At 65.7% G+C, this 22,701-nt stretch carries 21 protein-coding genes and 2 pseudogenes; 9 read left to right on the top strand and 14 right to left on the bottom strand.

Annotated elements, in window-relative coordinates:
• Positions 1-263: 263 nt before the first annotated feature.
• A complete protein-coding gene (locus CKO40_RS08120; protein WP_200345706.1) occupies positions 264-503 on the top strand; it encodes a TraR/DksA C4-type zinc finger protein in 240 nt (79 codons plus the stop codon).
• 42 nt (positions 504-545) lie between these two features.
• Here CKO40_RS08120 and CKO40_RS08115 read toward each other — a convergent pair whose 3' ends face one another.
• The 5 genes and pseudogenes from CKO40_RS08115 to CKO40_RS08100 form a co-directional block, all read right to left on the bottom strand.
• Positions 546-983 (bottom strand): aminopeptidase N C-terminal domain-containing protein, encoded by a 438-nt coding sequence (locus tag CKO40_RS08115; RefSeq protein ID WP_338074146.1) that lies wholly within the window; start codon positions 981-983, stop codon positions 546-548.
• 7 nt (positions 984-990) lie between these two features.
• On the bottom strand, positions 991-1,422 hold the full coding sequence (locus tag CKO40_RS08110; protein ID WP_200345705.1) for a hypothetical protein: 432 nt from the start codon (positions 1,420-1,422) through the stop codon (positions 991-993).
• A gap of 388 nt (positions 1,423-1,810) precedes the next feature.
• Positions 1,811-2,125, bottom strand: a pseudogene (locus CKO40_RS25595) (type I restriction-modification system subunit M N-terminal domain-containing protein); the annotation flags it as partial.
• Between the two features lie 4 nt (positions 2,126-2,129).
• Entirely contained in the window at positions 2,130-2,381 is a 252-nt protein-coding gene (locus CKO40_RS08105; RefSeq protein ID WP_200345704.1) for a YgiT-type zinc finger protein, read from the bottom strand.
• A 229-nt stretch (positions 2,382-2,610) separates the two neighbouring features.
• Complete coding sequence (locus tag CKO40_RS08100; RefSeq protein ID WP_200345703.1) at positions 2,611-2,823, bottom strand: hypothetical protein; 213 nt, start codon at positions 2,821-2,823, stop codon at positions 2,611-2,613.
• Between the two features lie 18 nt (positions 2,824-2,841).
• Here CKO40_RS08100 and hflK point away from each other — a divergent pair, with 18 nt between their 5' ends.
• On the top strand, positions 2,842-3,921 hold the full coding sequence (hflK, locus tag CKO40_RS08095) for an FtsH protease activity modulator HflK (RefSeq protein ID WP_200345702.1): 1,080 nt from the start codon (positions 2,842-2,844) through the stop codon (positions 3,919-3,921).
• Positions 3,918-4,862, top strand: a complete 945-nt coding sequence (hflC, locus tag CKO40_RS08090; RefSeq protein ID WP_200345701.1) for a protease modulator HflC — start codon at positions 3,918-3,920, stop codon at positions 4,860-4,862. The genes hflK and hflC overlap by 4 nt, the downstream gene beginning before the upstream one ends.
• Before the next feature lie 174 nt (positions 4,863-5,036).
• On the opposite strand, the gene arsB is transcribed toward hflC, so the two are convergent.
• On the bottom strand, positions 5,037-6,182 hold the full coding sequence (arsB, locus tag CKO40_RS08085) for an ACR3 family arsenite efflux transporter (RefSeq protein WP_276570795.1): 1,146 nt from the start codon (positions 6,180-6,182) through the stop codon (positions 5,037-5,039).
• 163 nt (positions 6,183-6,345) lie between these two features.
• Positions 6,346-6,579: a heme-binding protein gene (locus CKO40_RS25320; RefSeq protein WP_200345700.1), complete on the bottom strand. Its 234-nt coding sequence runs from the start codon at positions 6,577-6,579 to the stop codon at positions 6,346-6,348.
• A 288-nt stretch (positions 6,580-6,867) separates the two neighbouring features.
• Between CKO40_RS25320 and pstS the strand changes: the two genes are divergently transcribed.
• The 4 genes and pseudogenes from pstS to arsJ all read left to right on the top strand — a co-directional run.
• Complete coding sequence (pstS, locus tag CKO40_RS08075; protein WP_200345699.1) at positions 6,868-7,935, top strand: phosphate ABC transporter substrate-binding protein PstS; 1,068 nt, start codon at positions 6,868-6,870, stop codon at positions 7,933-7,935.
• 61 nt (positions 7,936-7,996) lie between these two features.
• A complete protein-coding gene (locus CKO40_RS08070) occupies positions 7,997-9,022 on the top strand; it encodes an ArsJ-associated glyceraldehyde-3-phosphate dehydrogenase (protein ID WP_200345698.1) in 1,026 nt (341 codons plus the stop codon).
• 59 nt (positions 9,023-9,081) lie between these two features.
• Entirely contained in the window at positions 9,082-9,438 is a 357-nt protein-coding gene (locus CKO40_RS08065) for a four helix bundle protein (protein WP_200345697.1), read from the top strand.
• A pseudogene (gene arsJ / locus CKO40_RS08060) lies at positions 9,435-10,688 on the top strand (organoarsenical effux MFS transporter ArsJ); the annotation flags it as partial. The gene CKO40_RS08065 and the pseudogene arsJ, both read left to right, overlap by 4 nt.
• Positions 10,689-11,282: 594 nt before the next feature.
• Here arsJ and galE read toward each other — a convergent pair.
• From galE to CKO40_RS08040, 4 genes are all read right to left on the bottom strand, one after another.
• Entirely contained in the window at positions 11,283-12,356 is a 1,074-nt protein-coding gene (galE, locus tag CKO40_RS08055; RefSeq protein WP_200345695.1) for a UDP-glucose 4-epimerase GalE, read from the bottom strand.
• Positions 12,357-12,564: 208 nt separating this feature from the next.
• Positions 12,565-13,008 carry a protein YgfX gene (locus CKO40_RS08050; RefSeq protein WP_200345694.1) on the bottom strand — a complete coding sequence of 148 codons (444 nt, stop codon included), beginning with the start codon at positions 13,006-13,008 and terminating at the stop codon, positions 12,565-12,567.
• On the bottom strand, positions 13,005-14,429 hold the full coding sequence (gene mgtE / locus CKO40_RS08045) for a magnesium transporter (protein ID WP_200345693.1): 1,425 nt from the start codon (positions 14,427-14,429) through the stop codon (positions 13,005-13,007). Before mgtE ends, CKO40_RS08050 begins: the two co-directional genes overlap by 4 nt.
• 126 nt (positions 14,430-14,555) lie before the next feature.
• Positions 14,556-16,193, bottom strand: a complete 1,638-nt coding sequence (locus CKO40_RS08040) for an RsmB/NOP family class I SAM-dependent RNA methyltransferase (RefSeq protein WP_200345692.1) — start codon at positions 16,191-16,193, stop codon at positions 14,556-14,558.
• 304 nt (positions 16,194-16,497) lie between these two features.
• Between CKO40_RS08040 and argE the strand changes: the two genes are divergently transcribed.
• Positions 16,498-17,709, top strand: coding sequence for an acetylornithine deacetylase (argE, locus tag CKO40_RS08035; protein WP_200345691.1), 1,212 nt, complete (start codon positions 16,498-16,500; stop codon positions 17,707-17,709).
• Positions 17,710-17,830: 121 nt separating this feature from the next.
• On the opposite strand, the gene CKO40_RS25125 is transcribed toward argE, so the two are convergent.
• Entirely contained in the window at positions 17,831-18,136 is a 306-nt protein-coding gene (locus CKO40_RS25125) for a DUF2061 domain-containing protein (RefSeq protein WP_200345690.1), read from the bottom strand.
• A gap of 82 nt (positions 18,137-18,218) precedes the next feature.
• On the opposite strand from CKO40_RS25125, the gene CKO40_RS08025 reads away from it, so the two are divergent.
• Positions 18,219-20,588: a tRNA(Met) cytidine acetyltransferase TmcA gene (locus CKO40_RS08025; protein ID WP_200345689.1), complete on the top strand. Its 2,370-nt coding sequence runs from the start codon at positions 18,219-18,221 to the stop codon at positions 20,586-20,588.
• A 64-nt stretch (positions 20,589-20,652) separates the two neighbouring features.
• Here CKO40_RS08025 and bchJ read toward each other — a convergent pair whose 3' ends face one another.
• Together bchJ and hemN are read right to left on the bottom strand one after the other, a co-directional pair.
• On the bottom strand, positions 20,653-21,258 hold the full coding sequence (gene bchJ / locus CKO40_RS08020; protein WP_200345688.1) for a bacteriochlorophyll 4-vinyl reductase: 606 nt from the start codon (positions 21,256-21,258) through the stop codon (positions 20,653-20,655).
• Positions 21,255-22,622: an oxygen-independent coproporphyrinogen III oxidase gene (hemN, locus tag CKO40_RS08015; RefSeq protein ID WP_200345687.1), complete on the bottom strand. Its 1,368-nt coding sequence runs from the start codon at positions 22,620-22,622 to the stop codon at positions 21,255-21,257. The genes bchJ and hemN overlap by 4 nt, the downstream gene beginning before the upstream one ends.
• Positions 22,623-22,701 lie beyond the last annotated feature (79 nt).

Here is a 22,701-nt window from a genome sequence, read left to right as displayed (position 1 = left end):
ATCATCGCATCGATCACGTTCCGAGAGGGGGGTAAGCCAGGACCAAAGTCTTCGCTACGCGAAGCCCCGTCCGACAATATCCCACGGGCGCGATGGCCCCAGCCCAATGATGCCCGAGGACCGTACAAGACTCCTTGGGGGGAGGCGACATCGATGATCCTGACGCAGGGGGAGTCATCGTTCCACCATCAAACCCTCATCTCAGGATCACCTTGGCAACACATAATTGACGCGTGCAATTCAGTAGAGCACAGAGGATTCCGATGGAAAAATTCGCCGATGAGCTCGACATGGCCCAGGTCCATACGGAGCGCGAGCTTCAGCTCCGCATCGACGTCATCCAGCGCCACGCCAACGCCGGGCTTGGACGCACCTTCTGCATCGACTGCGGCGAGCTGATCCCGGAGAGCCGTCGCCAGCATGTACCCAATGCGCAGCGGTGCGCCCACTGTCAGGACCGGATGGAGTGCAGCCGCTCGCCCGTGCGGAGGTCGGCGGCCTAGTCTGGCGGCTGCTCCCGTCCTTTCGGCTCAACCGCGTCGGGATCAGTCCTCGAGAGACTTTGATGCGACCTCGAAGACATCCGCCGAGAGCACCTCGTTGTCGAGGATGCGTGAAAGCTCGGCACGCATCAGACGCTGTCGCTCCGAATCGAAGCGCCGCCAGCGAACCATGGACCGGAGAAGCCGCGCGGCGATCTGCGGGTTGAGCGGATCAAGATCGAGCACGCGGTCGGCCAAGAAGCGGTAGCCGCGCCCGTCCGCGGCATGAAAGCACACCTGATTGGCTCCGCAGAAGGCACCGATCAGGCTGCGTATCCGGTTCGGATTGCGTAGCGAGAAGTCGGCCTTCCCCATCAGCGCGATGACCCGGTCGAGGGTGTCTTCGCGTGGACTCGTCGCCTGGACACCGACCCACTTGTCGATCACGAGCGGCTCATTTGACCAGCGCTCGTGGAAGCCCCTTGACGGAACCGCTCCCAAAAGTAAGCTACTCGCCAGAAGGGTGGGTCGGGGCCTTCGCCGGCCTCAATCGGTGGGTGAAAAACCCACCAAAAACGACAGGGCAAATGTCCGATTCCAGCTGAACCAGCACAGGAGGAGTGGTTGCGAATCTTGGCGGTGGTTTGCGGATCACGGCGCGCAACAACACAGGCGTATCTGCATCGCCGTCAATGTCCACCAGGATCTGCTCCAACAACCCCTCCGTGCGCCGCTGCTCCGCCTCGATGTCCGCGCGAATCTCTGCCAGCGTGCGCAGCGGTTTCGGCTTGTAGAACCAGCGGATGAAGCTGATCTCGTAGCCGATCTTGGTCGCGGCGCCATCGATCCAGGCGTCCGGCACGTGCGGCTTCACCTCGCGCTCGAAGAAGGTCTTCACGTCGCCGACGATCCACGCGCCCGGCTCGGTTTCCTCCATCATCGGCACCTGCTCGCTGTCGCGAAGCTTGGGGTCGGGCTCGTACTCGACGATGCGGGTCTTGCCGTCGATGGGGACGGCGTAGAAGCCGTGCTGTGGGTCCGCCCGCTTGCCCTTTCTCGGTTCGTGGATTTTCCGGATGACGGGCGCCGCGGTTTCGTCGCGCCGGCTGACGGCGGCAAGGATGACCTTCTTGTCCGCTGCCGGGAGACGGCTGTCGAGCGCATCCAGGACCTCGTCGACGCGCGCGGGACAGGTTATGGTCGTCGAACAGCTCGTCGATATCCTTGACGGAGCGCGTGAGGCTGTCGGTCTTGTTCGGGGCCAGGATGAAATAGGCGTCCTTCAAGCGCCCGGCGGTGTCCTGGAGCTTCGCACTGTCGCCGTTGCCTTGGGCGAGGCCCGTCTCCAGCCAGCGCAGCCAGGGGAAGACCGTGTCATTCAGCAGTGCGAAGCTCGGTCGCTCTCTGATGTAGCTCCAGCGACAGTGCTCGTACTCGCCCTTTGCGGCCTTCGCCCTATCCGGCCCGCTTGCGTAGATCGAAGGCTCGCCGCGCTTGGTCCGACGTCCGTCGAGGGCTTCCAGCTCGCGGATAAACAGCAGGTAGGTGATCTGCTGGATGGCAATGAGCGGGTTGGAGATGCCGACGCTCCAGAACCTGGACCACAGGCCATGGGTGTGCTTTCTGAGTTGCGGCGACAGCATGGGCTCAGAGGGCCGCGAAGGGCTCGACGGCCACCTGAACGGTGCGGGCTGGGCGCTTGCGGCCGGCGGAGAGCGCGGCGTGGTCCGCCTCAATCTTCTTGAGCGTCGTGATGTCGTAGTACTCCTCGCCGCAATACCCGCGGTGCAGGCAGGGCACGTCGTCGACGATGAGGATGTCGTCGCCCTGCTGGTGGATATAGCGGGTGGTGGTCACCACCAGGTGCGCGTGGCCGCAGAAGCTGCACTGCTCGCTCACGGTTGATTGCCTCGCTCGAAGAGGGTGATGAACTTGGGCGGTGCCGGAATATATTGTCCCGACTTATGTGATCCGGACACCAAGAAGACGCCAGATACTGGAAATAAGCGGCTCCTCCGTCTGGATTAGTCCCGGCGGAACAGTAGACGGTGACGATCACCAGCGAATCGCCTTGACCGCCGCAGATGGCGTGGATGGGCTTGCCGCTATCCGCGAACCCCGCCTGCGGCTACTCGTAGGCTTCCCGCAGCTTTGGCGCGGTGATGAACAGGTCCGGACCGGACAGGGTAGCCGCGATGGCCTCCAGTGCAATACTGCCAACTGCACAACAGGAGCCGAGCTCAGTGAGATAGCCGGCAATCGATCGTCTTGGCAGCCCACTGAGCGACGAGATCCTGCTGTTATGATGGATGCGGTGGGCCTGATCATTCGCCCCCGCCATCCAAGAGGAGACTCGCTCATGATCCAGTCCGTCAGGCCCAGTGGCAACGGCCAGTCCGGTCCGCCCGACCTCGAGGCACTGGTCAGCTCGTTGCAGAGCAGGCTCGGCAAAGGGTCCGGCAAGGGTCCGATCATGATCATCATCGCCGTCCTCATCGGGATCGCGCTGCTGTGGGGGGTGCTGTCGTCCTGGTACACGGTCCAGCCGGAGGAGCGCGCGGTAGTCAAGCGCTTCGGGGCCGTGATCGGCATCAATGATCCGGGGCTGCACTTCAAGATCCCGTTCGGCGTCGATACGGTGCAGTTCGTTGCCACCGAGCGGGTGCTGAAACAGGAGTTTGGCTTCCGGACCGCAGGCACCGGGGCCGGTGGGCGCACGACCTACAGCCCCGAGCAGTTCGAGGATGAGTCGCTGATGCTGACTGGGGATCTCAACATGATCGACGTGGAATGGGTGGTGCAATACCGCATCAGCGACCCGATCAAGTTCCTCTATCAGATGCGTGAGCCAACGCGCACGCTGCGCGACATCTCGGAGTCGGTGATGCGGCGCATCGTCGGCAATATGCTTGGCTCCGAGGTGCTGACGGTCGGGCGCGTCGAGATCCAACAACGGGCCGGGGAAGAGATCCAGGCACTGATGGATGCCTACGATGCCGGCATCCGGATCAACACCGTCGAGATGCAGGACGTGGTGCCGCCGCCCGCGGTGCAACCAGCCTTCAACGAGGTCAACGAGGCCCGACAGGAGCGCGAGCGGATGATCAACGAGGCGCAAAAACGCGTGAATCAGGAGATCCCGAACGCCGAAGGGGCCGCGCTGCGCACCGTCGCCGAGGCCGAGGGCTATGCAACCGAGCGGGTCAATCGCGCCGAAGGCGAGAGCACGCGCTTCTCGGCGGTGCTCGCCGAGTATCAGCAGGCGCCCGCCGTGACCCGCTCCAGACTCTATCTCGAGACCCTCAACGAGGTGTTGCCTCGGATCGGTCAGGTGCTGGTGGTGCAGGACGGCCAGATGGGCCCATTGCCGTTGCTCGATATCGATCGCGCCACCCCGCCGAGAAGTCCAGCCCAGCCAGCCGCTGGAGGTGACCGATGAAACTGGTCCTGATCGCCGTCGTGGCGCTGGTGCTGCTCGGCGCCGGTGCCTCCATGCTCTACACCGTTGATGAGGCCGATCAGGCCATCATCGTGCAGTTCGGTGAACCCATTGGAGGCGTGATCGCAGAGCCCGGCTTGAAGGTGAAGCTACCCTGGCAGAACGTGCGTTACTTCGACAAGCGTCTGCTGGTCTGGGACGGCGACGTGACCCAGATCCCGACCCTGGGCCGGGAGTTCATCCTGGTCGACACCACCGCGCGCTGGCGGATCAGCGACCCGCTGCTGTTCCTGACCAGTGTCCGTGACGAGGCTGGGGCACGCACCCGCCTCGATGACATCATCGACTCGGTGGTGCGCGACATGGTGTCATCCACCGAGCTCGAGGAGATCGTGCGCTCCAAGGACTGGGAGGTGAATGTCGAGGACCTCGAGGACCCGACCCTGGCCGAGCGCAGCGATGTGAACCTGGAGATGCAGCCCAAGCTCGGGCGCGAACTGCTGGAGCAGGAGATCCTGACCCGCGCCCGCGCCTCGATGCCGGCACTGGGTATCGAGCTCGACGATGTGCGCATCAAGCGCGTGAACTATATCGACTCGGTGCGCCAACAGGTCGAGCAGCGCATGATCGCCGAGCGCCAGTCCATCGCCGAGCGCTTCCGCTCAGAGGGCCGCGGTCGCAGCCAGGAGATCCTCGGCAACATGGAGCGGGACCTGCGCCGCATCCGCTCGGTCGCGGCGCGCAAGGCCGAGGAGATTCGCGGTAATGCGGATGCCGAGGCGACACGCATCTATGGTGTCGCCTTCAATGCCGACCCCGAGTTCTTCTCCTTTTTCCGCACCCTCGAGAGCTACCGGGCACTGGGTGCCAACAGCACCCTCATGCTGCGTGCGGACTCCGACTTTTTCCGCTATCTGGAGCAATCCCAGGGGCTGGAATAGCCCTGGCGGGAGGCTTAGGCGATTGCCGGAAAAGCTCGTACCGAATTGCGCAGGATTGTCGTTTGCCTTCGAGGAGCGTCGCCGGGAGCATAGCCGGGCTATGTGACCGGCGGCGCGACGAAGAAGGCGAGCGAAAAGACCAGCAAGGCGGTATGAGCTTTGACAGAAATCGCCTTAGCTCGACGGCGTCACAGCGGACTCAACGCCCTGCTCTCGCTCGGCCCCTAGGTACAAGCGCCGATAGAAATACAGACTGACATGGACGAGGCCGATCAGCACCGGCACCTCGACCAAGGGGCCGATGACGGTCGCGAAGGCAACCGGTGAGGCGATGCCGAACACGGCGATCGCGACCGCGATGGCCAGCTCGAAGTTGTTACCGGAGGCGGTGAAGGCGACCGAGGCGCTGCGCGGATAATCGGCACCGACCCGCCAGGCGAGAAAGAAGCTGCCCAGGAACATCAGCACGAAATAGGCCGACAGCGGCAGCGCGATCCAGAGCACATCGAGCGGTTGCTCGATGATCTGCCGGCCCTGGGTACTGAACATCACGACGATGGTGAACAGCAAGGCGACCAGCGTGATCGGCGAGATGCGCGGGATGAAGACCTTGTCATACCAGTCCTCGCCCTTGGCCGGTGCCAGCAGCAGCCGGCTCAGCACGCCGGCAGCGAATGGGATACCGAGGTAGATCATCACGCTGACGAAGATGTCGCCGATGCCGACATCCACCACCATGCTCTGCAGCCCGAACAGCGGCGGCAGCAGGCCGATGAAGATCCAGGCATAGAGACTGAAGCTGATGATCTGGAACACACTGTTCAGGGCCACCAGCCCGGCGCCGTATTCGCTGCTGCCGCGCGCCAGTTGGTTCCAGACCAGCACCATCGCGATGCAGCGGGCAATGCCGACCAGGATCAGCCCAACCATGTAGTCGCCCCAGCGCGGATCATCGCCGAGCAGGGTCGGCGCCAGGAAGCCGAAGAAGCCAACCGCCAGCACGAACATCAGCAATGGGCCGATGACCCAGTTCAAGACCAGCGAGAGACCGAGGATCTTGACGTTCGCGAAGACCTTCGGCATCAGGCCGTACTTCACCTTGGCCAATGGCGGATACATCATCAGGATGAGGCCGATGGCGATCAGCAGGTTGGTATGCTCGCCGACGGTCAGGCGCTGATTGAACGCCGACACCACCTCCGGAACCAGCGAGCCGAGCGCCACGCCCAGCGCCATGGCCAAAACGATCCAGAGGGTCAGGAAGCGGTCCAGCAGCGATAGCTTGCCGCCCATGCTAGGGGTGGTTTTGCAGTCAGTCATCAAGACTCTGGGACAATATATACGAAAGATCGAATATTGCAGTGTACTCGTTCACCGCTGCACTGCCAAATGCGCAAAAGTAACCGGGCTCAGCCCCAGTCGCGTTCGCTGCAGTGGCGGTCGCAGGGCTGAGCGCCGCATTCGGCCTTCTTGGCGCGATTGCTCACCGACTCGCGAAGACATCGCGAAGCATTGCCTGCGGATTGCCGCCACGATCGACGACGACGGCCGAGACCGGGTAGCCGTTCTCCCTGCAGGCCAGCACCGCACGCTCCGCAATCTCGCCGGCAAGCTCAGCGTTCATCCGCTTGACCTCAATCAGATCGGCGGCCATGGCGAGATGAGATGCGCCAGTGAAGAACAGCGCGCAGATGACAATGGCGTTGAGTCGTTGCATTGGGATGACACAGGCAATGAACTTGGCGAAGCCGCAGAGCGTACCGAAAATCGTGTGACGCGTCCTCCTGGGCTCGCAACGCGCCAGTGCAGCGCCAGATCGGATTGGGGTGCGCTGAATCCGTCTCAAACCTGGCTGCCGCGAGCGGCATGTCTGCGACAGCGACATAACACCGGGCATGCACCCGATTCGCCCGTCCCGCGATGTTAAGCATTCCGTAACAACTATATTTTAATTTCCATATATGATCCGCTCCAGAGTCAGGCCAAACCCCACTGAGGAGCCCGTATGTACTTCCGCGCCGCAACCACCGCCGTCGCCGGGCTGACCGCCCTGCTCGTGCTCGCCGGCTGTGAACAGTCCACCGAGATCGAGCCCGAGGCCGCTTCCAGTGAAGCCAGGCTGCAGATCACCGGCGCCGGCTCGTCCTTCGCCGCGCCGATCTTCAACCAATGGTTCGCGCTCTACGGCGATCAGCATCCCGAGCTTGCGCTTAACTACGACTCGATCGGCAGCGGTGCCGGCATCGAACGCTTCCTTGCCGGCCGCGTCGATATCGGTGCCACCGACGCCCCGCTGCGCTCCGATGAGGCCGCTCAGCTCACCGACGACTATGTGCAGCTCCCGGTCACCGGCGGCATGATCGCCCTCGCCTACAATCTCCCGAGCGTCGAGGGGCCGCTCAATCTGCCGCGCGACGTCTATGCCGACATCTTCCTCGGCGAGCTCTACCGCTGGGATGATCCGCGCATTGCCGCGGCCAACCCGGGTATCGATCTGCCCCACAAGGTCATCCAGGTGGTCGCCCGGCACGACTCGAGCGGCACCACCTTCGCCTTCACCAACCATCTTGCGGCGATCAGCGAGGCCTGGGCCGAAGGTCCGGGCGTGAGCAAGCGCATCGACTGGCCTGGCGGCGCGATGGAGGCGAGCGGTAACGAGGGCGTCGCCCAGCGCATCAAGATCACCCAGAACGCGATCGGCTATGTCGAGGCCGGTTTCGCCGAGCGCCTCGGCCTCTCGCTGGCCTGGCTCGAGAACCGCGCCGGGGGCTATGTGCGACCCAATGTCGAGACCGGCCGCCGTGGCCTCGCCAACGGCTCCGATCTCCCGCCCGACGACCTCGCCCGGACGATTCCTGATCCGCAGGGCGCGCGCTCCTATCCGATCGTGACCTACACCTGGGCACTGATCCGGGACCCCCACGCGTCGACCGAAAAGGCCCGCGCGATCGTTGAGCTGATGAACTGGGTCTTGACCGACGGCCAAGAACAGGCCGAGGCGCTGCGCTATGTGCCGTTACCGCCAAACCTCGTCGACGCGGCGCTGGCCGAGCTCGAGCGCGTCGAGCCCTAACCCGCCTCGACGCCATCTGCGATCACCCCGCCACACCATTCAGCATAGAGGAGTCCAGGCATTGACCATCCGCATCGGCATCAACGGCTTCGGCCGCATGGGCAGACTCGCGCTGCGCGCGGCGCTCGACCGGGCGGCCGCCCAGCCCGGCAACGACGCGCCAGCCCTCGAATTCGTCCGCATCAACGAGATCGCCTGCGATGCCGCCGGCTCGGCGCATCTGCTGCAGTTCGACTCGGTCCACGGGCGCTGGGACCGGGAATGCACCGGCACTGGTGATCAGCTGCGAATCGGCGATCACGCACTCGGCTACAGCAGCCATAAGACCATCGCCGAGGGCGACTGGTCCGACTGCGACCTCGTCATCGAGGCCACCGGCAAACACCACAAGCAGCCGGAACTGCTCGCGGGCTACCTCGAGCAAGGCGTCAAGCAGGTCCTGGTCGCCGCCCCGACCAAGGGCGCGCTCGATATCGTCTACGGCGTCAATCACGAGCGCTACGACCCGACCGAGCACCGCATCGTCACCGCCGCCTCCTGCACCACCAACTGTCTCGCGCCGGTGGTCAAGGTCATGCACGAACAGGTCGGCATCCGCCACGGCTGCATGACCACCATCCACAACATCACCAACACCCAGCGCATCGTCGACCTCGGCCACAAGGACTCGCGCCGCGCGCGCGCCTGCGGCCAATCGCTGATCCCGACCACCACTGGCAGCGCCAAGGCGATCACCAAGATCTTCCCCGAGCTCGAGGGCAAGCTCAACGGCCATGCCGTGCGCGTGCCGCTGCTCAACGCCTCGCTGACCGACCTCGTATTCGAGGCCGAGCGCCCGGTCAGCCCCGAGGAGATCAATGCCCTGCTCAAAGACGCCGCCGACGGCGAGCTCGCCGGCATCCTCGGTTATGAAGAACGCCCGCTGGTCTCGGTCGACTACCTCAACGACCCGCGCTCGTCGATCGTCGACGCCCTCTCGACCATGGTCATCGATGACACCCAGGTGAAGATCTACGCCTGGTACGACAACGAGTGGGGCTATGTGAACCGCATGATCGATATCGTCCGCCTTTTGGCGGAAGGGTGAAGTTTGAAGGGTGAAGGGTGAAGGGTGAAGGGTGAAGGGTGAAGGGTGAAGGGTGAAGGGTGAAGTCGGATCTTCCTGGACGGAGTTTTGAGTTTGCTCGGCGGGTGGTGCTGCTGTGCCGAGGGCTGGATGAGCGGCCTGGTGTGCCGAGGATATTGGCCAACCAGCTACTGCGGGCCGGGACCTCGATTGGCGCGAATATCGAAGAGGCACAGGCCTCGCAGAGCAAGGCCGATTTCCTCAGCAAGTACAGCATCGCCTGCAAAGAGGCCCGGGAGACCCTCTACTGGCTGAGGCTGTTGGCGGCAACCGAGGTTGTGCCGGAGCATCGCCTAAGCGACCTCCTGACCGAGTGCAACGAGCTGATCGCCATCCTGACGGCGATCATCAGAAAGCTACGGAGCGATGACCGATGAGCGCGCCCTCTCCATCTTCAAACTTCACACTTCAAACTTCACACTTTCATTATCTGACGGTCACCGCCGGCTACTGGGCCTTCACCATCACCGACGGCGCCATCCGCATGCTGGTGGTGCTCTACTTTCACCAGCTGGGCTACTCGCCGTTTGAGGTCGCGATGCTGTTCCTCTTCTACGAGGTCTTCGGCATCGTCACCAACCTGGTCGGCGGCTGGCTCGGCGCCCGCATCGGGCTCAACCTGACCATGCACATCGGCATGGGCCTACAGGTCGTGGCGCTGTTGATGCTCACCGTGCCCGACGCCTGGCTCGGCGTCGTCTATGTGATGGCCGCGCAAGCCCTGTCCGGCATCGCCAAGGACCTGAACAAGATGTCGGCCAAGGCCACGGTCAAGACCCTGACCGGCGAAGGCGCCGGGGCTGAATCCAAACTGTTTCGCTACGTCGCGGTGCTGACCGGCTCGAAGAACGCCTTGAAGGGCGCCGGCTTCTTCGTCGGCGCCGCACTCTTGCAGGCGTTCGGCTTTCGCAACGCCCTGTTCAGCCTCGCCGGCGGGCTGTTCCTGGTGATGCTCATCACTATCGCCCGGCTGCCCTCAGGTGTCGGCAGGCTCAAAGAGAAGGCCAAGTTCACCCAGGTGTTCTCCAATACGCCTGCGATCAACTGGCTGTCCGGGGCCCGCTTCTTCCTGTTCGGTGCCCGCGATGTCTGGTTCGTGGTCGCGCTGCCGGTCTATCTCTACTCGGTGCTGGACTGGGATTACACCGCGGTCGGCGCCTTCCTCGCGCTCTGGGTCATCGGCTACGGCATCGTCCAGGCCGGCGCCCCGGCGCTGATCCGCTCGCATCGGCAGGGACAAGGACCCAGTGGACGCTCGGCGCTGCTCGGCGCACTGGTGCTGGCCCTCGTGCCAGCTGGCATCGCCTTTGCGCTGATGCAGGGACCGGCGCTGGACTGGGAGCCTGGTCCGATCCTGATCATCGGCCTGATCGCCTTCGGGATCGTCTTCGCGATCAATTCCGCAGTCCATTCCTACCTAATCCTCGCCTATGCCGATGCCGACAAGGTCGCGCTCAACGTCGGCTTCTACTACATGGCCAACGCCGGCGGCCGCCTCGCCGGCACCGTGCTCTCCGGCCTGATCTATCAGTTCCAGGGCCTGGAAGGCTGTCTTTGGTGGTCGACCGGCTTCGTGCTCGCCGCCGCCCTCCTCTCGCTCTGGCTGCCGCGCACACCGAGTGCTGCCGCTGCTGACGACGGCTCGCATCAGCCCCGGCTGATCGATACAGATGGCGTCATCGAGCCGACGCGCCGGGCCGAGCTCCATGCGCCGATCGCCGGGCGGGTTCAGGACTGTTCGGTGCGCGAGGGTGACGCGGTAACGGCGGGGCAGGTACTGCTGCGCATCGTGCCGAGCACGGCCGACGGCAACGAGCAACGGCTGACCGCGCCGACGCAAGCCATCGGCCCAGGCCAAGAAGCGCTTGCGCAACACCCATTCCCCTAGGCGAGCCCGATATCCGCTCCTTAGGCGATTTCTGTCAAAGCTCATACCGCCTTGCTGGTCTTTTCGCTCGCCTTCTTCGTCGCGCCGCCGGTCACATAGCCCGGCTATGCTCCCGGCGACGCTCCTCGAAGGCAAACGAAAATCCTGCGCAATTCGGTACGAGCTTTTCCGGCAATCGCCTTAGAAGTCCGACCAGAATGCCCTTTATGGTCGAACAAATCAGCAGCTTGTCTAGGCTAACCGGGCATTTTGATAGGCTCTCTTAGGCTCACGCTGATGGTCACGCTCGCTGCCCGCTCTTCCGGAGTCGCGCGCAGGGTTGGCACCTCGGCATCAGGGCTTGCTGGGCGCATCTGGGCTGGGCGCATCTGGGCTGGGCGCATCTGGGCTGGGCGCCTCCGGATACCCGTCCGGGTTCTGCTGCTGCCAGCGCCAGACATCGGCCACCATCTGTTCAAGGCCGCGTTCGGCCTGCCAACCGAGCCGCTCACGCGCATAGGACGGATCGGCGTAGCAGGCCGCAATGTCCCCGGGCCGACGGCCAACGATCCGGTAGGGGACCTGGCAACCGCTCGCCGCCTCGAAGGCGCGCACCATCTCCAGCACGCTGTAGCCGCGACCGGTGCCGAGATTGCAGGTGATCAGCCCAGGCGAATCGGACAATGCCTCCAGTGCCGCCAGATGACCAAGGGCCAGGTCGACGACATGGATATAATCACGCACGCCGGTCCCGTCCGGCGTCGGATAATCGTCCCCGAATACCTGTAGAGCCTCGCGCTTGCCGATCGCGACCTGGGCGACGAACGGCATCAGATTATTCGGGATGCCGTTCGGGTCCTCGCCGATACGCCCGCTCGCGTGGGCGCCGACCGGATTGAAGTAGCGCAGCAAGGCGATGTCCCAATCCGGCTCGGCGCGTTGGAGATCACGCAGGATCTCCTCGATGAACAGCTTGGTGCGGCCATAAGGGTTGGTTGCCGCGAGCGGGAAATCCTCGCGGATCGGTACGCTGGCCGGGTCGCCGTAGACGGTTGCCGACGAGCTGAACACGAGCCGCTTGACGCCGGCGCTCGCCATCGTCTGGCAGAGCCTGAGGGTTCCGCCGATGTTGTTGTCATAGTAAGCGAGCGGGATCTCGCTGGACTCCCCGACGGCCTTCAGCCCGGCGAAGTGGACCACCGCATCGATCCGCTGCTCGCCGAACAGGCGCTCCAGTAACGCGGTATCACGGAGATCGCCATGAACGAAGCGCAATGAGCGTGCGCTGATCTCCTGCACCCGTTCCAGAGCCGCAGCCTTACTGTTGCTGAGATTGTCGATGACGACGACCTCATGCCCGGCCGCGAGCAATTCAACACAGGTGTGACTCCCAATGTAGCCGGCCCCACCAGTGACCAGTACCTTCATCGACAACTCCTCGCAGCTGTTTGAATGATGCCATGCCTCACTGAAGCGAGTCCGCCAACCTTTGCAGCGAAGGTCCGAGGGCTGTCAATCGCGCAAAGCGAATCGGGCCAGCGGCATTATCACTCCGTCAAGACTCGAGATCCTACCCCTGTGAGCCCTCGGACGCGCTCAGCGAGACGCTGCCAGCTCGATAGAGACCCGAAGGTACTCAAACCAAAGCCCGCTCCAGCCGCAGCCGGGCGCGGAGCCGACGCAATTGCTCCGGCTCGACGACCTCGTTGGTCAGCAGCAGACTGTGATAGCGCAGCCAATGGACCCGGAAGTTGAGCAGCACGAGACGCGTGGTGACCAAGGTGCTCGGCAGCAGCGTCGCGTCGAGGCAGCGGCCATTGCGAAACTGCAGCCGCCAGCCTTGCTCAGACCAACGCGCCTCGCGCAGCGACCAGGGCGTCTGACCCAGTATCGAGCCCCAGACCCGGTAGGCCAGGCTCGCCGTTACCAACATCAACAACGCCGTAAGCAAGCTGGGAGCGAGCGGCGCCGCCAGCGCCGCCGCGGCGGCGAGCAGGTGGCTCAGCGTCAGCAGGAGCAGCAGCAGCCGCGACCGGCGCGGCTGCAATTGCAACAAAGGGCGACGATGATGATCACTCATAGATAGAAGCTCATCATCAGCAGGAAGAACAGCGCGACCGACAGGATATCGTTGCCAGTGGTGATGAAGACGCCCGTAGCCATTGCCGGGTCGATGCCGACGCGCTCGAGCAGGATCGGGATGGTCGCGCCGACCGTCACCGCAACCAGGATCACCGACAAGAGCGCCAGGCCCGCGGTCAACGCCAGGATCACCGGGCTTTCGATCACGATGAACTGCGCCACCACCAACACCAGCACAATCAGCACGGCAGCGGCAATCGCCCCATTGACGAAGGCCGCAGCTAGCTCCTTGGCCAGACGCCAGCCGAGATCGGCGAAGGTCACCGTGCCGCTGGTGAGCCCTTGCACCGCCACCGTCGCCGCCTGGATACCGGCGTTGCCGGCCATCGACATCACGATCGGGATGAAGCTGGCCAGGATCGCGGCCTGGGCGAGCTGCTCCTCGAACGCGCCGACCACCGCCGCCGACAGACTGGCCCCGGCGAGTCCGACCAGCAGCCAGGGGATGCGTCCGCGCACGATGCGCCGGATCGACTGGTCCGGGCGCGAGTCCGCCGGCAGACCCGACATCAGATTCAGGTCCTCCTCGGCCTCCTCGCGCAGCACGCGCCGGAGCTGCTTCGGCGTGATCCGGCCGATCAGCCGGCCGTCACCGTCGACCACCGGCACCACCGACAGCTCGTAGCGGTCGGCCAGCTGCGCCACGGCCTCCTGATCGGTGTCCGGCCCGACGGCGACGAAATCGGTCTGCATCACCGCGCGCACCGGGGTCTCCGGCGGCGACAGCAGCAGATCGCGCAGGCGCAGATAGCCGACCGGACGCTGCTCGGAGTCGACGACGTTGACCGCATAGAGCTTCTCGATCGCCTCGGCATTGGACCGGATCTCGGCCGCGACCTGACCGACGGTCCAGTCCAGCGGTACCGCGACGAACTTGCGGCTCATGATGCTGCCGGCCGATTCCTCGCCATAACTGCGCAAGGACTCGATCGCCTCGCGCTCGCGCAGGCGCGGCAGGGCCTGCTCGGCAAGCTCCTCGGGCAGGTCGTCGAGCGCGTCGGCCGCCTCTTCGGGCTCGAACCCATCGAGCACGTCGACCAGCCGCTGCACGGCGACATCGTCCAGCAACGCGGCGCGGAACGACGGATTGAGCTCGGCGATCACCCGCAGCTGCGGCTTGTCCAGCCAGCTGGTGAGCTTGCGCGCCCGCTTCAGCGGCAGATGCACGAACAGCTCCACCATCACCGGCGGCGGCAGCCGGCGGACCGCCTTGATCACGGTCTCGCGCGCCCCGGCCTTGATCAGCCGCGCAAACTCGTCGACCACGGCGCGGTTGTGTGGGCTCAGCGCATCACTGACGGCCTTGCTCGGCTCGGCCTGCCAAACCAACGGGATCTGCGGCTTCTTTTCGTTCTTCATGGGCACACGCGCGGAATCAGCAATGAGACGGCGAAATGGAGCCAATCGCCCTGAGCACCGGACGGGATGAGCCCGTGGTCAGGGCACTGTTTAGCACGACACGATGACAACGGCATGGCGCAACCGTCAAACGCCGGCCGTGCAGCCGCTCCAGCGGCGCGGGAACAGGCTCTCGAGCGTGCCCGAGCGATGCAGCACCGCCACCCCGAGCGGATAGCCGCGATAGGTGACGATCACTTGGCCGGGGCGGCAGTCAGCGGTCTGCGCGGCGCTCGGGGTCAGCGGCTCGCGCCGCAGATAGCGATCGCGCTGCGCCGCGCTCAGCGCGAGGCGGTTGCGCGTCGCCGCCGGCCCCAGCAGCAAGGCGCCGGCGGTGGTCAGCTTCGGCGGGCGGATGTTGGTGCGATAGGCGAACAGCCCGCTGCCCTCGGGCGCCGGCGTCGCCGGCGGCGCGTGATCGGCCGCGGCCAGGTGCAGCCCGCGCCGGGTCTGGCGGTGGATGCGATACGGGGCGAGGGACGCCGCCGCGAGGCCGTAGTGGCTCATCAGCCCCTCCAGCCAGGCCGGGTCATCCGGCTCGGCGCCCAGTTTGGTGCCCAGCCCGGCGCCCAGTTCCGCGCCAAGTTCCGCGCCCAGACCGGCGCCCAACCCGGCACCGATCATGGCGCCTTCGGCCTGGCCCGGATCGGGCGCGCTCGGCGCCTTCTCGAGCAGGGCGACGAAGAAGCCGCCGGTATCGTTCGCCTGCGGCCAGATGCGCAGACAACGGGCGAGCTGCGGATCGAGCTGCCGGCCTTGCCAACGGGTGACCCCGGCGCCGCTGATCAGGCCCGGCACCGTCACCGGCAGGAGCGCGAGATCGCCGTTCAGCGCGTCGAGCACCTCGGCGACGATCAATTCGTTCTCCTCCGGCGCGAAGGTGCAGGTCGAATAGACGATGCGCCCGCCGGGACGGCAGAGCTGCACCGCCTTGCGCAGCAGCGCCCGCTGGCGCCCGGCCATGCGTTGCGAGCGCTCGGGGCCGATGCTCGCCTGCCGGCGCGGGCTTGGGCGCCGTCCCGCTGCCGCTGTCGCGGTCGCCGCGTTCGCATCCGCCTGCCGTCCCTCCTCCCGGGCGGCGGCGCGCTCGCCGCTGAAGCCTGCCAAGCGCGGATTGCGGCGCAGCGTGCCCTCGCTCGAACAGGGGGCATCGACGAGGATGCGATCGAAGCCCCCGGCGGTCGGCGGAAAGTTGCCACCGTCGCAGCGGGTCGTGCTGACGTTGACGAGACCGAGTCGGTCCAGGTTGCCCTGCAGGGCCGCGATCCGCTCGGCGGCGAAGTCATTCGCGATCAGCGTTCCCCGGTTGCCCAACGCCAACGCCAGCTGCGCCGTCTTGCCGCCCGGCGCCGCGCAGAGGTCGAGCACGCGGTGACCGGGCTCCGGCGCCAGCAGCCTCACCGGCAACTGCGAGACCGCCTCCTGCGCATGCGCGAGCCCGGCGCAATACCACCAATGCTGACCGGCCTTGAAGCCGGGCGGCAGGCGTAGGGCGGCAGCGCCGGGCGCGAGCCAAGGCACCGGCTCGGCCGCGACCCCTTGCTCGGCGAGCAGGGCCGTGAGCCCGGCGCCATCGATGCGCAGCGGATTGGCCCAGATGCAGGTCGGCAGCGGCCGCGTCAGCGCGTCGATGAAGGCATCCCAGCCCGCGACCTCGTGCTCGAACAGGCCGCGGTAGCGCCCGAGTGCCGCTTCCAGATTCGCGCGCATGGCGGCTGCAGACATCGCGTTGTCGACCTCACTGATGGATTGAGCCAGATCCCGTTGGTGCAGGATACATGACGCTCGAGCCCATCTGTCCCGGAGTCGCCGGTTGATCGGCGAGGGAAAGGTCTGCGCCAACCCAGATGTTGGCAGCTCAATGGCAGAGTATCCTGGCTGTTCGCGGGACAATCTGGGCCAGGCGCCCCAGATCCTGGCTGACCCGAACGGGATGCGTTTCGGTTGAAATGCTTCATCTCGACATGATTCGGCAGCCTTATGTCTCGCTGCACCCTCACCCAAGGTTCCCTTCAATCAGGAGCTCGCCATGCCTCGTCCTGCTTCGTCCTCGGCCCCGCCGCTGCGCGAGATGCTCGAACAGCTGATCGCGGCCCCTTCGGTGAGCAGCGTCGATCCGGGCCTGGACCAGAGCAACCGTCCGGTGATCGATCTGCTCGGGAACTGGCTCGAGGCCGCCGGCTTTCGGGTCGAGGTATTACCGGTCCCCGGTCACGATGGCAAGGCCAATCTGGTGGCGACCCTCGGCGGCGACGGGACGGTCAATGGTTTGAGCCCTAGCTCGAATGGGGGGCCAAGCGAGGGGCTGGTGCTCTCGGGTCATACCGACACGGTCCCGTTCGACGCCCCACTCTGGCGGTACGACCCGCTGCGACTGACCGAGGCGGATGGGCGCTTGTACGGTCTCGGCACCGCGGATATGAAGGCCTTCCTCGGCCTCGCGATCGAGGCCGCGCGCGGATTCGCGCCGGGCGAGCTCGTGCGCCCGCTGATCCTGCTCGCAACCGCGGACGAGGAATCGGCGATGCACGGCGCGCGGGCGCTGGTCGAGTCCGGGCGCACGCTCGGTCGCCATGCGGTGATCGGCGAGCCGACGAGCCTGCGCCCGGTGCGGGCACACAAGGGGGTGATGGCCGAAGCGATCCGGCTCACCGGCCGCAGCGGCCACGCCAGCGACCCGAGCCTGGGCAACAACGCGCTCGATGGCATGCACGAGGTCCTCGGCGCGCTGTTCGCCTGGCGCGACGCGATGCAGCGCACGCAACGCGACCCGGCCTTCGCGATCGCCTATCCGACGCTGAACGCCGGGCATATCCACGGCGGCGACAACTTCAACCGCATCTGCGGCCACTGCGAGCTGCACATCGACATCCGCCCGCTCCCGCATCAGGACCCGGAGGCCCTGCGCGCCGAGATCCGCGAGCAGGTCGCCCCGATCGCCGAGCGCCGCGGCCTTGTGCTCGACCTGACGCCGCTGTTTCCGAGCATCCCGCCCGCCGCGACTGCCGCCGGGGCCGCGATCGTCGAGGCCGCCGAGGCCTTGACCGGCGCGCGCGCCGAGGCGGTCAGCTTCGGCACCGAGGCGCCCTTCCTCAATGCGCTCGGCATGGAGACCATCGTGCTCGGCCCGGGCGATATCGAGCAGGCGCATCAGCCGGACGAGTATCTGGCGCTCGAGCGCATCCCGCCGATGCTCGGCCACCTGCGCGAGCTCATCGAGCGCTTCTGCGTGCAGCGCTGATGCACGACCAGTCAACTGCTGGCCAATCGGGTGCGGGCCAACCGGGGCTGGCGGACGCCGATCATCGATCACGCTCGCATTCTCCCGCGCGGAGCGCGCCATGATCGTTAGCCGGTGCGCCTCACGCTGGCAAGACCGCAACCTGCCCGCATGGCGTGGAGCTCGGATGCGAACCGCGCGTTGGGCTTCCGGTTGCGCTGCTAGCGGTCTGTTCAGCTGGATGCGAAGCAACGCGGTTTGGCCGAGCAGCCGTCCGGCGCCGTTGGAGGCGGTGCCAGATGCGCTCATGGACGTGGTAGCCCAGGGTATTGACCAGCGGCTCGACCATCGCGACGGCCCCACCGACAACCAGATCACCGGTCAGTGCGTAGGCGACCGCAAAGGCGATGCTGAAGTGCATCACGGCGAATGTGAGGGTCTTGATCATCTTGGCTCTCCGAATCAGCGATCGATCAACTTGATGTCGTAATGATAACCGCTCGCATTAAAATATCCAGACGATCTTTCTAATGGATTCGATCGGCAAAGACGATGATGAGCTCGCTCAGCCGCCCGCACTGCCAGCAGAGCGTCGGTTGATCCTGATCGACGGACCAAGGGATTGGACCCTGCAGGTCGCGCATGAGCTGATCTCCCGCCTCACCCCGGAACGCATGGTATGGATCAGCAACGACGGGAATCACCAAGCCATCCCGCCTGGACAAAGAATCCCGCCGAGCAAGGTGCAGCGTCTGCTTGGCAGTGAATGCGACCTGTTGGCGATCGATGCCTGGAGCGGTCTCGATGCCGATGCCCTGGGCGCCGCGGCCGGCAGTCTGCGCGGCGGTGGACTGATGCTGCTGCTCGCACCGAAGCTCGAGGACTGGCGTGATCAGGTCGACCCGGAAGCCGCTCGCATCGCGGCATATCCGTTCGGCGCAGCCGACATTGACTCAGCGTTTCTCGGGCGGCTCATCCGGCTGCTCTCGCGCTCGCCTGCGGCTCTGACCGCCCGGAGCGCGAGCCAGACCGGGCGCGCTGAGGTCCGCCTTCGCGCCGGGCCTGTTGTACCCAGCCCAGTCAGCATCTCAAGCACCGGAAGGACAGGCAGCCGCCACACGGCAGCATCCGACGGCGCGGCGAGATACCGCAGCGCGGCGCCCCAGCCAGCCGAGGTCGGCGCACCGCGCCCGGCCGGTCCTGGCTCGGCGGCAGCCGCAGCCGAGCGAGTGGTCAGGGCGCTCGCGAGCGCTGGCTTCCTGACCCAGCCGGCGCGGACCATGCCTGATCCAGCGCAACCGGCAACCACCGATCAAGCCGACGCGATCGATGCGATCATGCGCCTGGCGAACGGACGGGCGCGGCGACCGCTGGTGCTGACCGCGGACCGGGGGCGCGGCAAATCCGCAGCGCTGGGCATCGCCGCGGCTCGGCTCTGCATTACCGACGGCATGCGCGTGCTCGTGACGGCGCCGAGGCGCAGCGCCACCGAGGCCCTGTTCTCTCATGTCGATGCGGTCTCGCGATGCGCCGCTGCCGAGGCCGATGGGTCGGTGCGATTCATCGCGCCGGATGAGCTCCTGGATCAGCAGCCCTGGGCCGATCTGCTGTTGGTCGACGAGGCCGCAGGTATCCCAGCGCCGCTGCTCGAGCAGATGCTGGAGCACTACCGGCGCATCTGCTTCGCGACTACGATTCATGGGTACGAAGGGACGGGACGCGGCTTCGAGGTCCGTTTTCGCGGTCTACTGGATCAGCGCACCCCGGCCTGGCGCGGCCTCAGACTCAAGACACCGATCCGATGGCGACAGGACGACCCGCTCGAGACCTTGATCAATCGGCTGCTGCTCCTCGACGCTGAGCCCGCTGCCGATGAGCAGGTCGCCGCCGCGGACCTGGGTGCGATTCGAGTTGAGCACTGGACGCGCAGCACACTGGCGCGCGACGAGGACCGACTCCGTCAACTGTTCGGTCTGCTGGTGCTGGGCCATTACCAGACGCGCCCGAACGATCTGCGCCATCTGCTGGACGGACCCACCCTGTCGGTAACGACCCTCAGCACCGGCAACCTCGTCGTTGCAACCGCGCTGGTCGCCCGGGAAGGTGCTCTGGAGACCTCACTGCACCAGCCGGTCTTCGATGGACGTCGGCGACCGCGCGGACACCTGTTGCCTCAAACCCTGTCCGCGCATGCCGGGCTCTTCGATGCGCCCGGACTGCAGTTTGCGCGGATCGTGCGGATCGCCGTACATCCCGCAGCGCAGCGGCATGGGCTTGGACGACGGCTCGTGGACGCGATCGCCGACCAGGCTGCGGCCGAGGGCACCGACCTCGTGGGCGCAAGCTTCGGCGCCACCCCCGGGCTGCTCGCCTTCTGGCGCCGCTGCGGCCTACGCCCGCTTCATCTTGGCGTCCATCGTAACGCCGCCAGCGGGGCACGCGCCGCGGTGGCGCTGAAGCCGCTGAACTCGCTTGGCCAGGACCTTTGCGGACGGGCCGAAGAGCGGCTTCGCCGCGACCTGCCCGTCCTGCTGAGCGGACCGCTGAGCACTGTCGAGCCTGCGATCATCTCGTCTCTGCTGGCGGAGGTATCCGCCGAATGCGCGCCGCTCGAGCCCCAGGACGGCATCGAAATCGATGCCTTTGCCAATGCGCACCGGACCCTCGAGGCCTCACTGCCCGCCCTCGCGCGCCTCGCCTGGTGCGCCCTCACGGGCGAGCGCGTTACGGAGCAAGCGCCTCCGGTGCAACAGCGCGAGCTGCTGATTCGGGTTCTATTGCAACGACAGCATCCCGCCGCCGTCGCAACGCCGTTAGGTCTCAGCGGTCGAGCCGAGCTCCTCGAACGGTTGCGAGAGGCAGTCGCTATTGCCCGCGACATCGTCAACCGCCGCCGATGACGGCCCCTACCGCGAGTGCGCATCGTGTTTCATCTCGGGCGGGGCGGGTTCGAGCCGGCGGAGCTCACCAGCGCATCTCGAAGAGACAGGCCTCGGCGCCCATTGCCTGGCACTGGGTCTCTCGGACTTGGGTGCGGGGGTTGACGAGGGTCGTGAACAGCCGCTCGAAGGCGCCGCGATAGAAATCGCAGACCGGCACCTCTGCTCGGGCACCGCGACAGAGTGGACAGTCCGCGATCCATACCTGAACAGGCCGGCCGACCTGATAGCTGAAATGGCCGCTGCCGGAGAAGGTCCAGGCATGCTTGGCAACCGCCTTGAGCAGCATCTGGCTCGCCGGTCGGGACGGAAGGAGCTTGAGAATACGCTGCGCCGGCTTCGGGATGCGATGGGCGAGCAGGTAATCGCCAGTGCGCAGCCCGGCGTCCCAGCCGACCGCCCGCGCGGTGTCGCGGTCGAGTTCGGCACGCAATGCGCGTTGCAGGGCGGTCACATCGCGCTCGTCGACCATCTCCTCGGGCAGCTCGGCCAGATAATGGGTCAGCCCCGCCTGCGCGAACACCGTTTCGGTGGGGCCTTGGATCGCCTCGAGCGCCTCCGCGACGCGGGTGATCGCATTGGGCCCGATCCGGCTCAGCGCCTCGGGGGCTCGCGCCTCACTGCTGCTCACAGGCTACGGGAGAAATGCCAGCGCGAGCGGTCCCACTCAAAGTAGGCGCCGTGCTCGCTGCAAAGGGTCCGCAAGAAGTAGCGCCCCGATGGGGTGATCCGCAGACGATCGGACTCGATCTGCACCAGGCCATCGGGCGCGTAGCTGGCGAGGCGCGCGTATTCGTCGTCGAGACACCCGGCAGCAAGCTCGGCCGGCAGCTCGAGATTACAGATCATGTGCTCGATCGCGTCGCGCCGGCGACGATCGCGGTCCTGGACCTGGTGACCGCGGGCCGCTGCGAGCTGGCCGGCCTGGACACGTGACAGCCAGGTATCGATCTCGGCCTCGTTCTGCATACAGAGCCCGCCGACGTCGCCGATCGCGCCGCTGCCGAAGCCGAGCATGTGATCGGTTGCGATGCTGGTGTAGCCGATGCAATTGCGCCGCAGTCGGCCCTCTTCTTGCGCCATGGCCAGCTCATCGGTATCCAGCGCGAAGCTGTCGAGCCCGATCCAGGCGTAGCCAGCAGCCGTCAGTGTGTTCACTGCCCGATGGAACAATGCCTGACGCTCGGCCGCCGAGGGCAGCCGGTGCGCATCGATCGCATACTGATGGGTTCCCTGCGCCGTCGTGCGCGTATAGCCAAAGCAGGCGACGCGGTCGGGCGCAAGGTCGACCACGGCATCCAGCGTCGCCTGAAAGCTCTTTTCGGTCTGTTCCGGCAGGCCGTAGATCAGGTCGACGCCGATGGCCTCGAACCCGGTCTCGCGCGCCATCGCATAGACATCGCTGACCAGCTCGGTCGACTGGACCCGACCAATCGCGCGTTGGACCAACGGGTCCAGCTCCTGGACACCGAAGGTGACCCGTCGATAACCGAGCGCATGGAGGAGATCGAGCTGGCCCGCTGAGGTGCGCCGGGGATCGCACTCGATCGAGAGATCGGTATCGGGGATGATCCGGAAGCGCCGCTCGACGATCTCGGTCAACCGCGTGAGCTGGGCATCATTGAGATAGTTCGGGGTGCCGCCGGCAAGATGGAGCTGCAGTACATCGTGCTGACCCCGCAGCCGCTCACTAACGAGCGCCATCTCGCGGTCGAGCCCCTCTAGATAGCGATCGATCCAGGCGGTGTCGTGGGTGACCGTCGTATTGCAGGCGCAATAGAGGCAACGGCCAGGGCAGAACGGGATATGGACGTACAGCGATAGGGTTTCATCCGGCTGCTGGGCGACGCGCTCGAGTGCACGTTCATATTCCCCGGTGTCCAGAGAGTCGATCCAAGATGAGGCCGGATTCACCGACTGGGCATAGAGCGGCCCGAGCTCAGCGATCCGGGCCAGTTGTTGAGGCGAGACCTCCGTCGGCGCAAAGGTGGACATGGACGAACCTCAGTGATGCGTGGGCCGGATAGGATTTAGGCGCGCATGACATCCTGCACTGAACTGCAACACCCGTTTG

Origin of the sequence: Halochromatium glycolicum (genome assembly GCF_016584085.1) — a bacterium.
In the GTDB taxonomy this organism is placed as follows: Bacteria; Pseudomonadota; Gammaproteobacteria; order Chromatiales; family Chromatiaceae; genus Lamprobacter; species Lamprobacter glycolicus.
Note: the sequence above shows the minus strand (reverse complement) of the source record. Positions and strands in the feature narration are given on the sequence as shown.

Bases quoted from the DNA above. Each gene is read 5' to 3' on its own strand.
- CKO40_RS25125 (WP_200345690.1), bottom strand. From the start codon at position 18,136: ATGATCAAGACCCTCACATTCGCCGTGATGCACTTCAGCATCGCCTTT.
- pstS (WP_200345699.1), top strand. From the start codon at position 6,868: ATGTACTTCCGCGCCGCAACCACCGCCGTCGCCGGGCTGACCGCCCTG.
- hflC (WP_200345701.1), top strand. From the start codon at position 3,918: ATGAAACTGGTCCTGATCGCCGTCGTGGCGCTGGTGCTGCTCGGCGCC.
- galE (WP_200345695.1), bottom strand. From the start codon at position 12,356: ATGAAGGTACTGGTCACTGGTGGGGCCGGCTACATTGGGAGTCACACC.
- CKO40_RS08040 (WP_200345692.1), bottom strand. From the start codon at position 16,193: ATGTCTGCAGCCGCCATGCGCGCGAATCTGGAAGCGGCACTCGGGCGC.
- argE (WP_200345691.1), top strand. From the start codon at position 16,498: ATGCCTCGTCCTGCTTCGTCCTCGGCCCCGCCGCTGCGCGAGATGCTC.
- CKO40_RS25320 (WP_200345700.1), bottom strand. From the start codon at position 6,579: ATGCAACGACTCAACGCCATTGTCATCTGCGCGCTGTTCTTCACTGGC.
- arsB (WP_276570795.1), bottom strand. From the start codon at position 6,182: ATGACTGACTGCAAAACCACCCCTAGCATGGGCGGCAAGCTATCGCTG.
- hflK (WP_200345702.1), top strand. From the start codon at position 2,842: ATGATCCAGTCCGTCAGGCCCAGTGGCAACGGCCAGTCCGGTCCGCCC.
- hemN (WP_200345687.1), bottom strand. From the start codon at position 22,622: ATGTCCACCTTTGCGCCGACGGAGGTCTCGCCTCAACAACTGGCCCGG.
- CKO40_RS08100 (WP_200345703.1), bottom strand. From the start codon at position 2,823: ATGGCGGGGGCGAATGATCAGGCCCACCGCATCCATCATAACAGCAGG.
- CKO40_RS08025 (WP_200345689.1), top strand. From the start codon at position 18,219: ATGGATTCGATCGGCAAAGACGATGATGAGCTCGCTCAGCCGCCCGCA.
- CKO40_RS08050 (WP_200345694.1), bottom strand. From the start codon at position 13,008: ATGAGTGATCATCATCGTCGCCCTTTGTTGCAATTGCAGCCGCGCCGG.
- CKO40_RS08120 (WP_200345706.1), top strand. From the start codon at position 264: ATGGAAAAATTCGCCGATGAGCTCGACATGGCCCAGGTCCATACGGAG.
- CKO40_RS08110 (WP_200345705.1), bottom strand. From the start codon at position 1,422: ATGATGGAGGAAACCGAGCCGGGCGCGTGGATCGTCGGCGACGTGAAG.
- mgtE (WP_200345693.1), bottom strand. From the start codon at position 14,429: ATGAAGAACGAAAAGAAGCCGCAGATCCCGTTGGTTTGGCAGGCCGAG.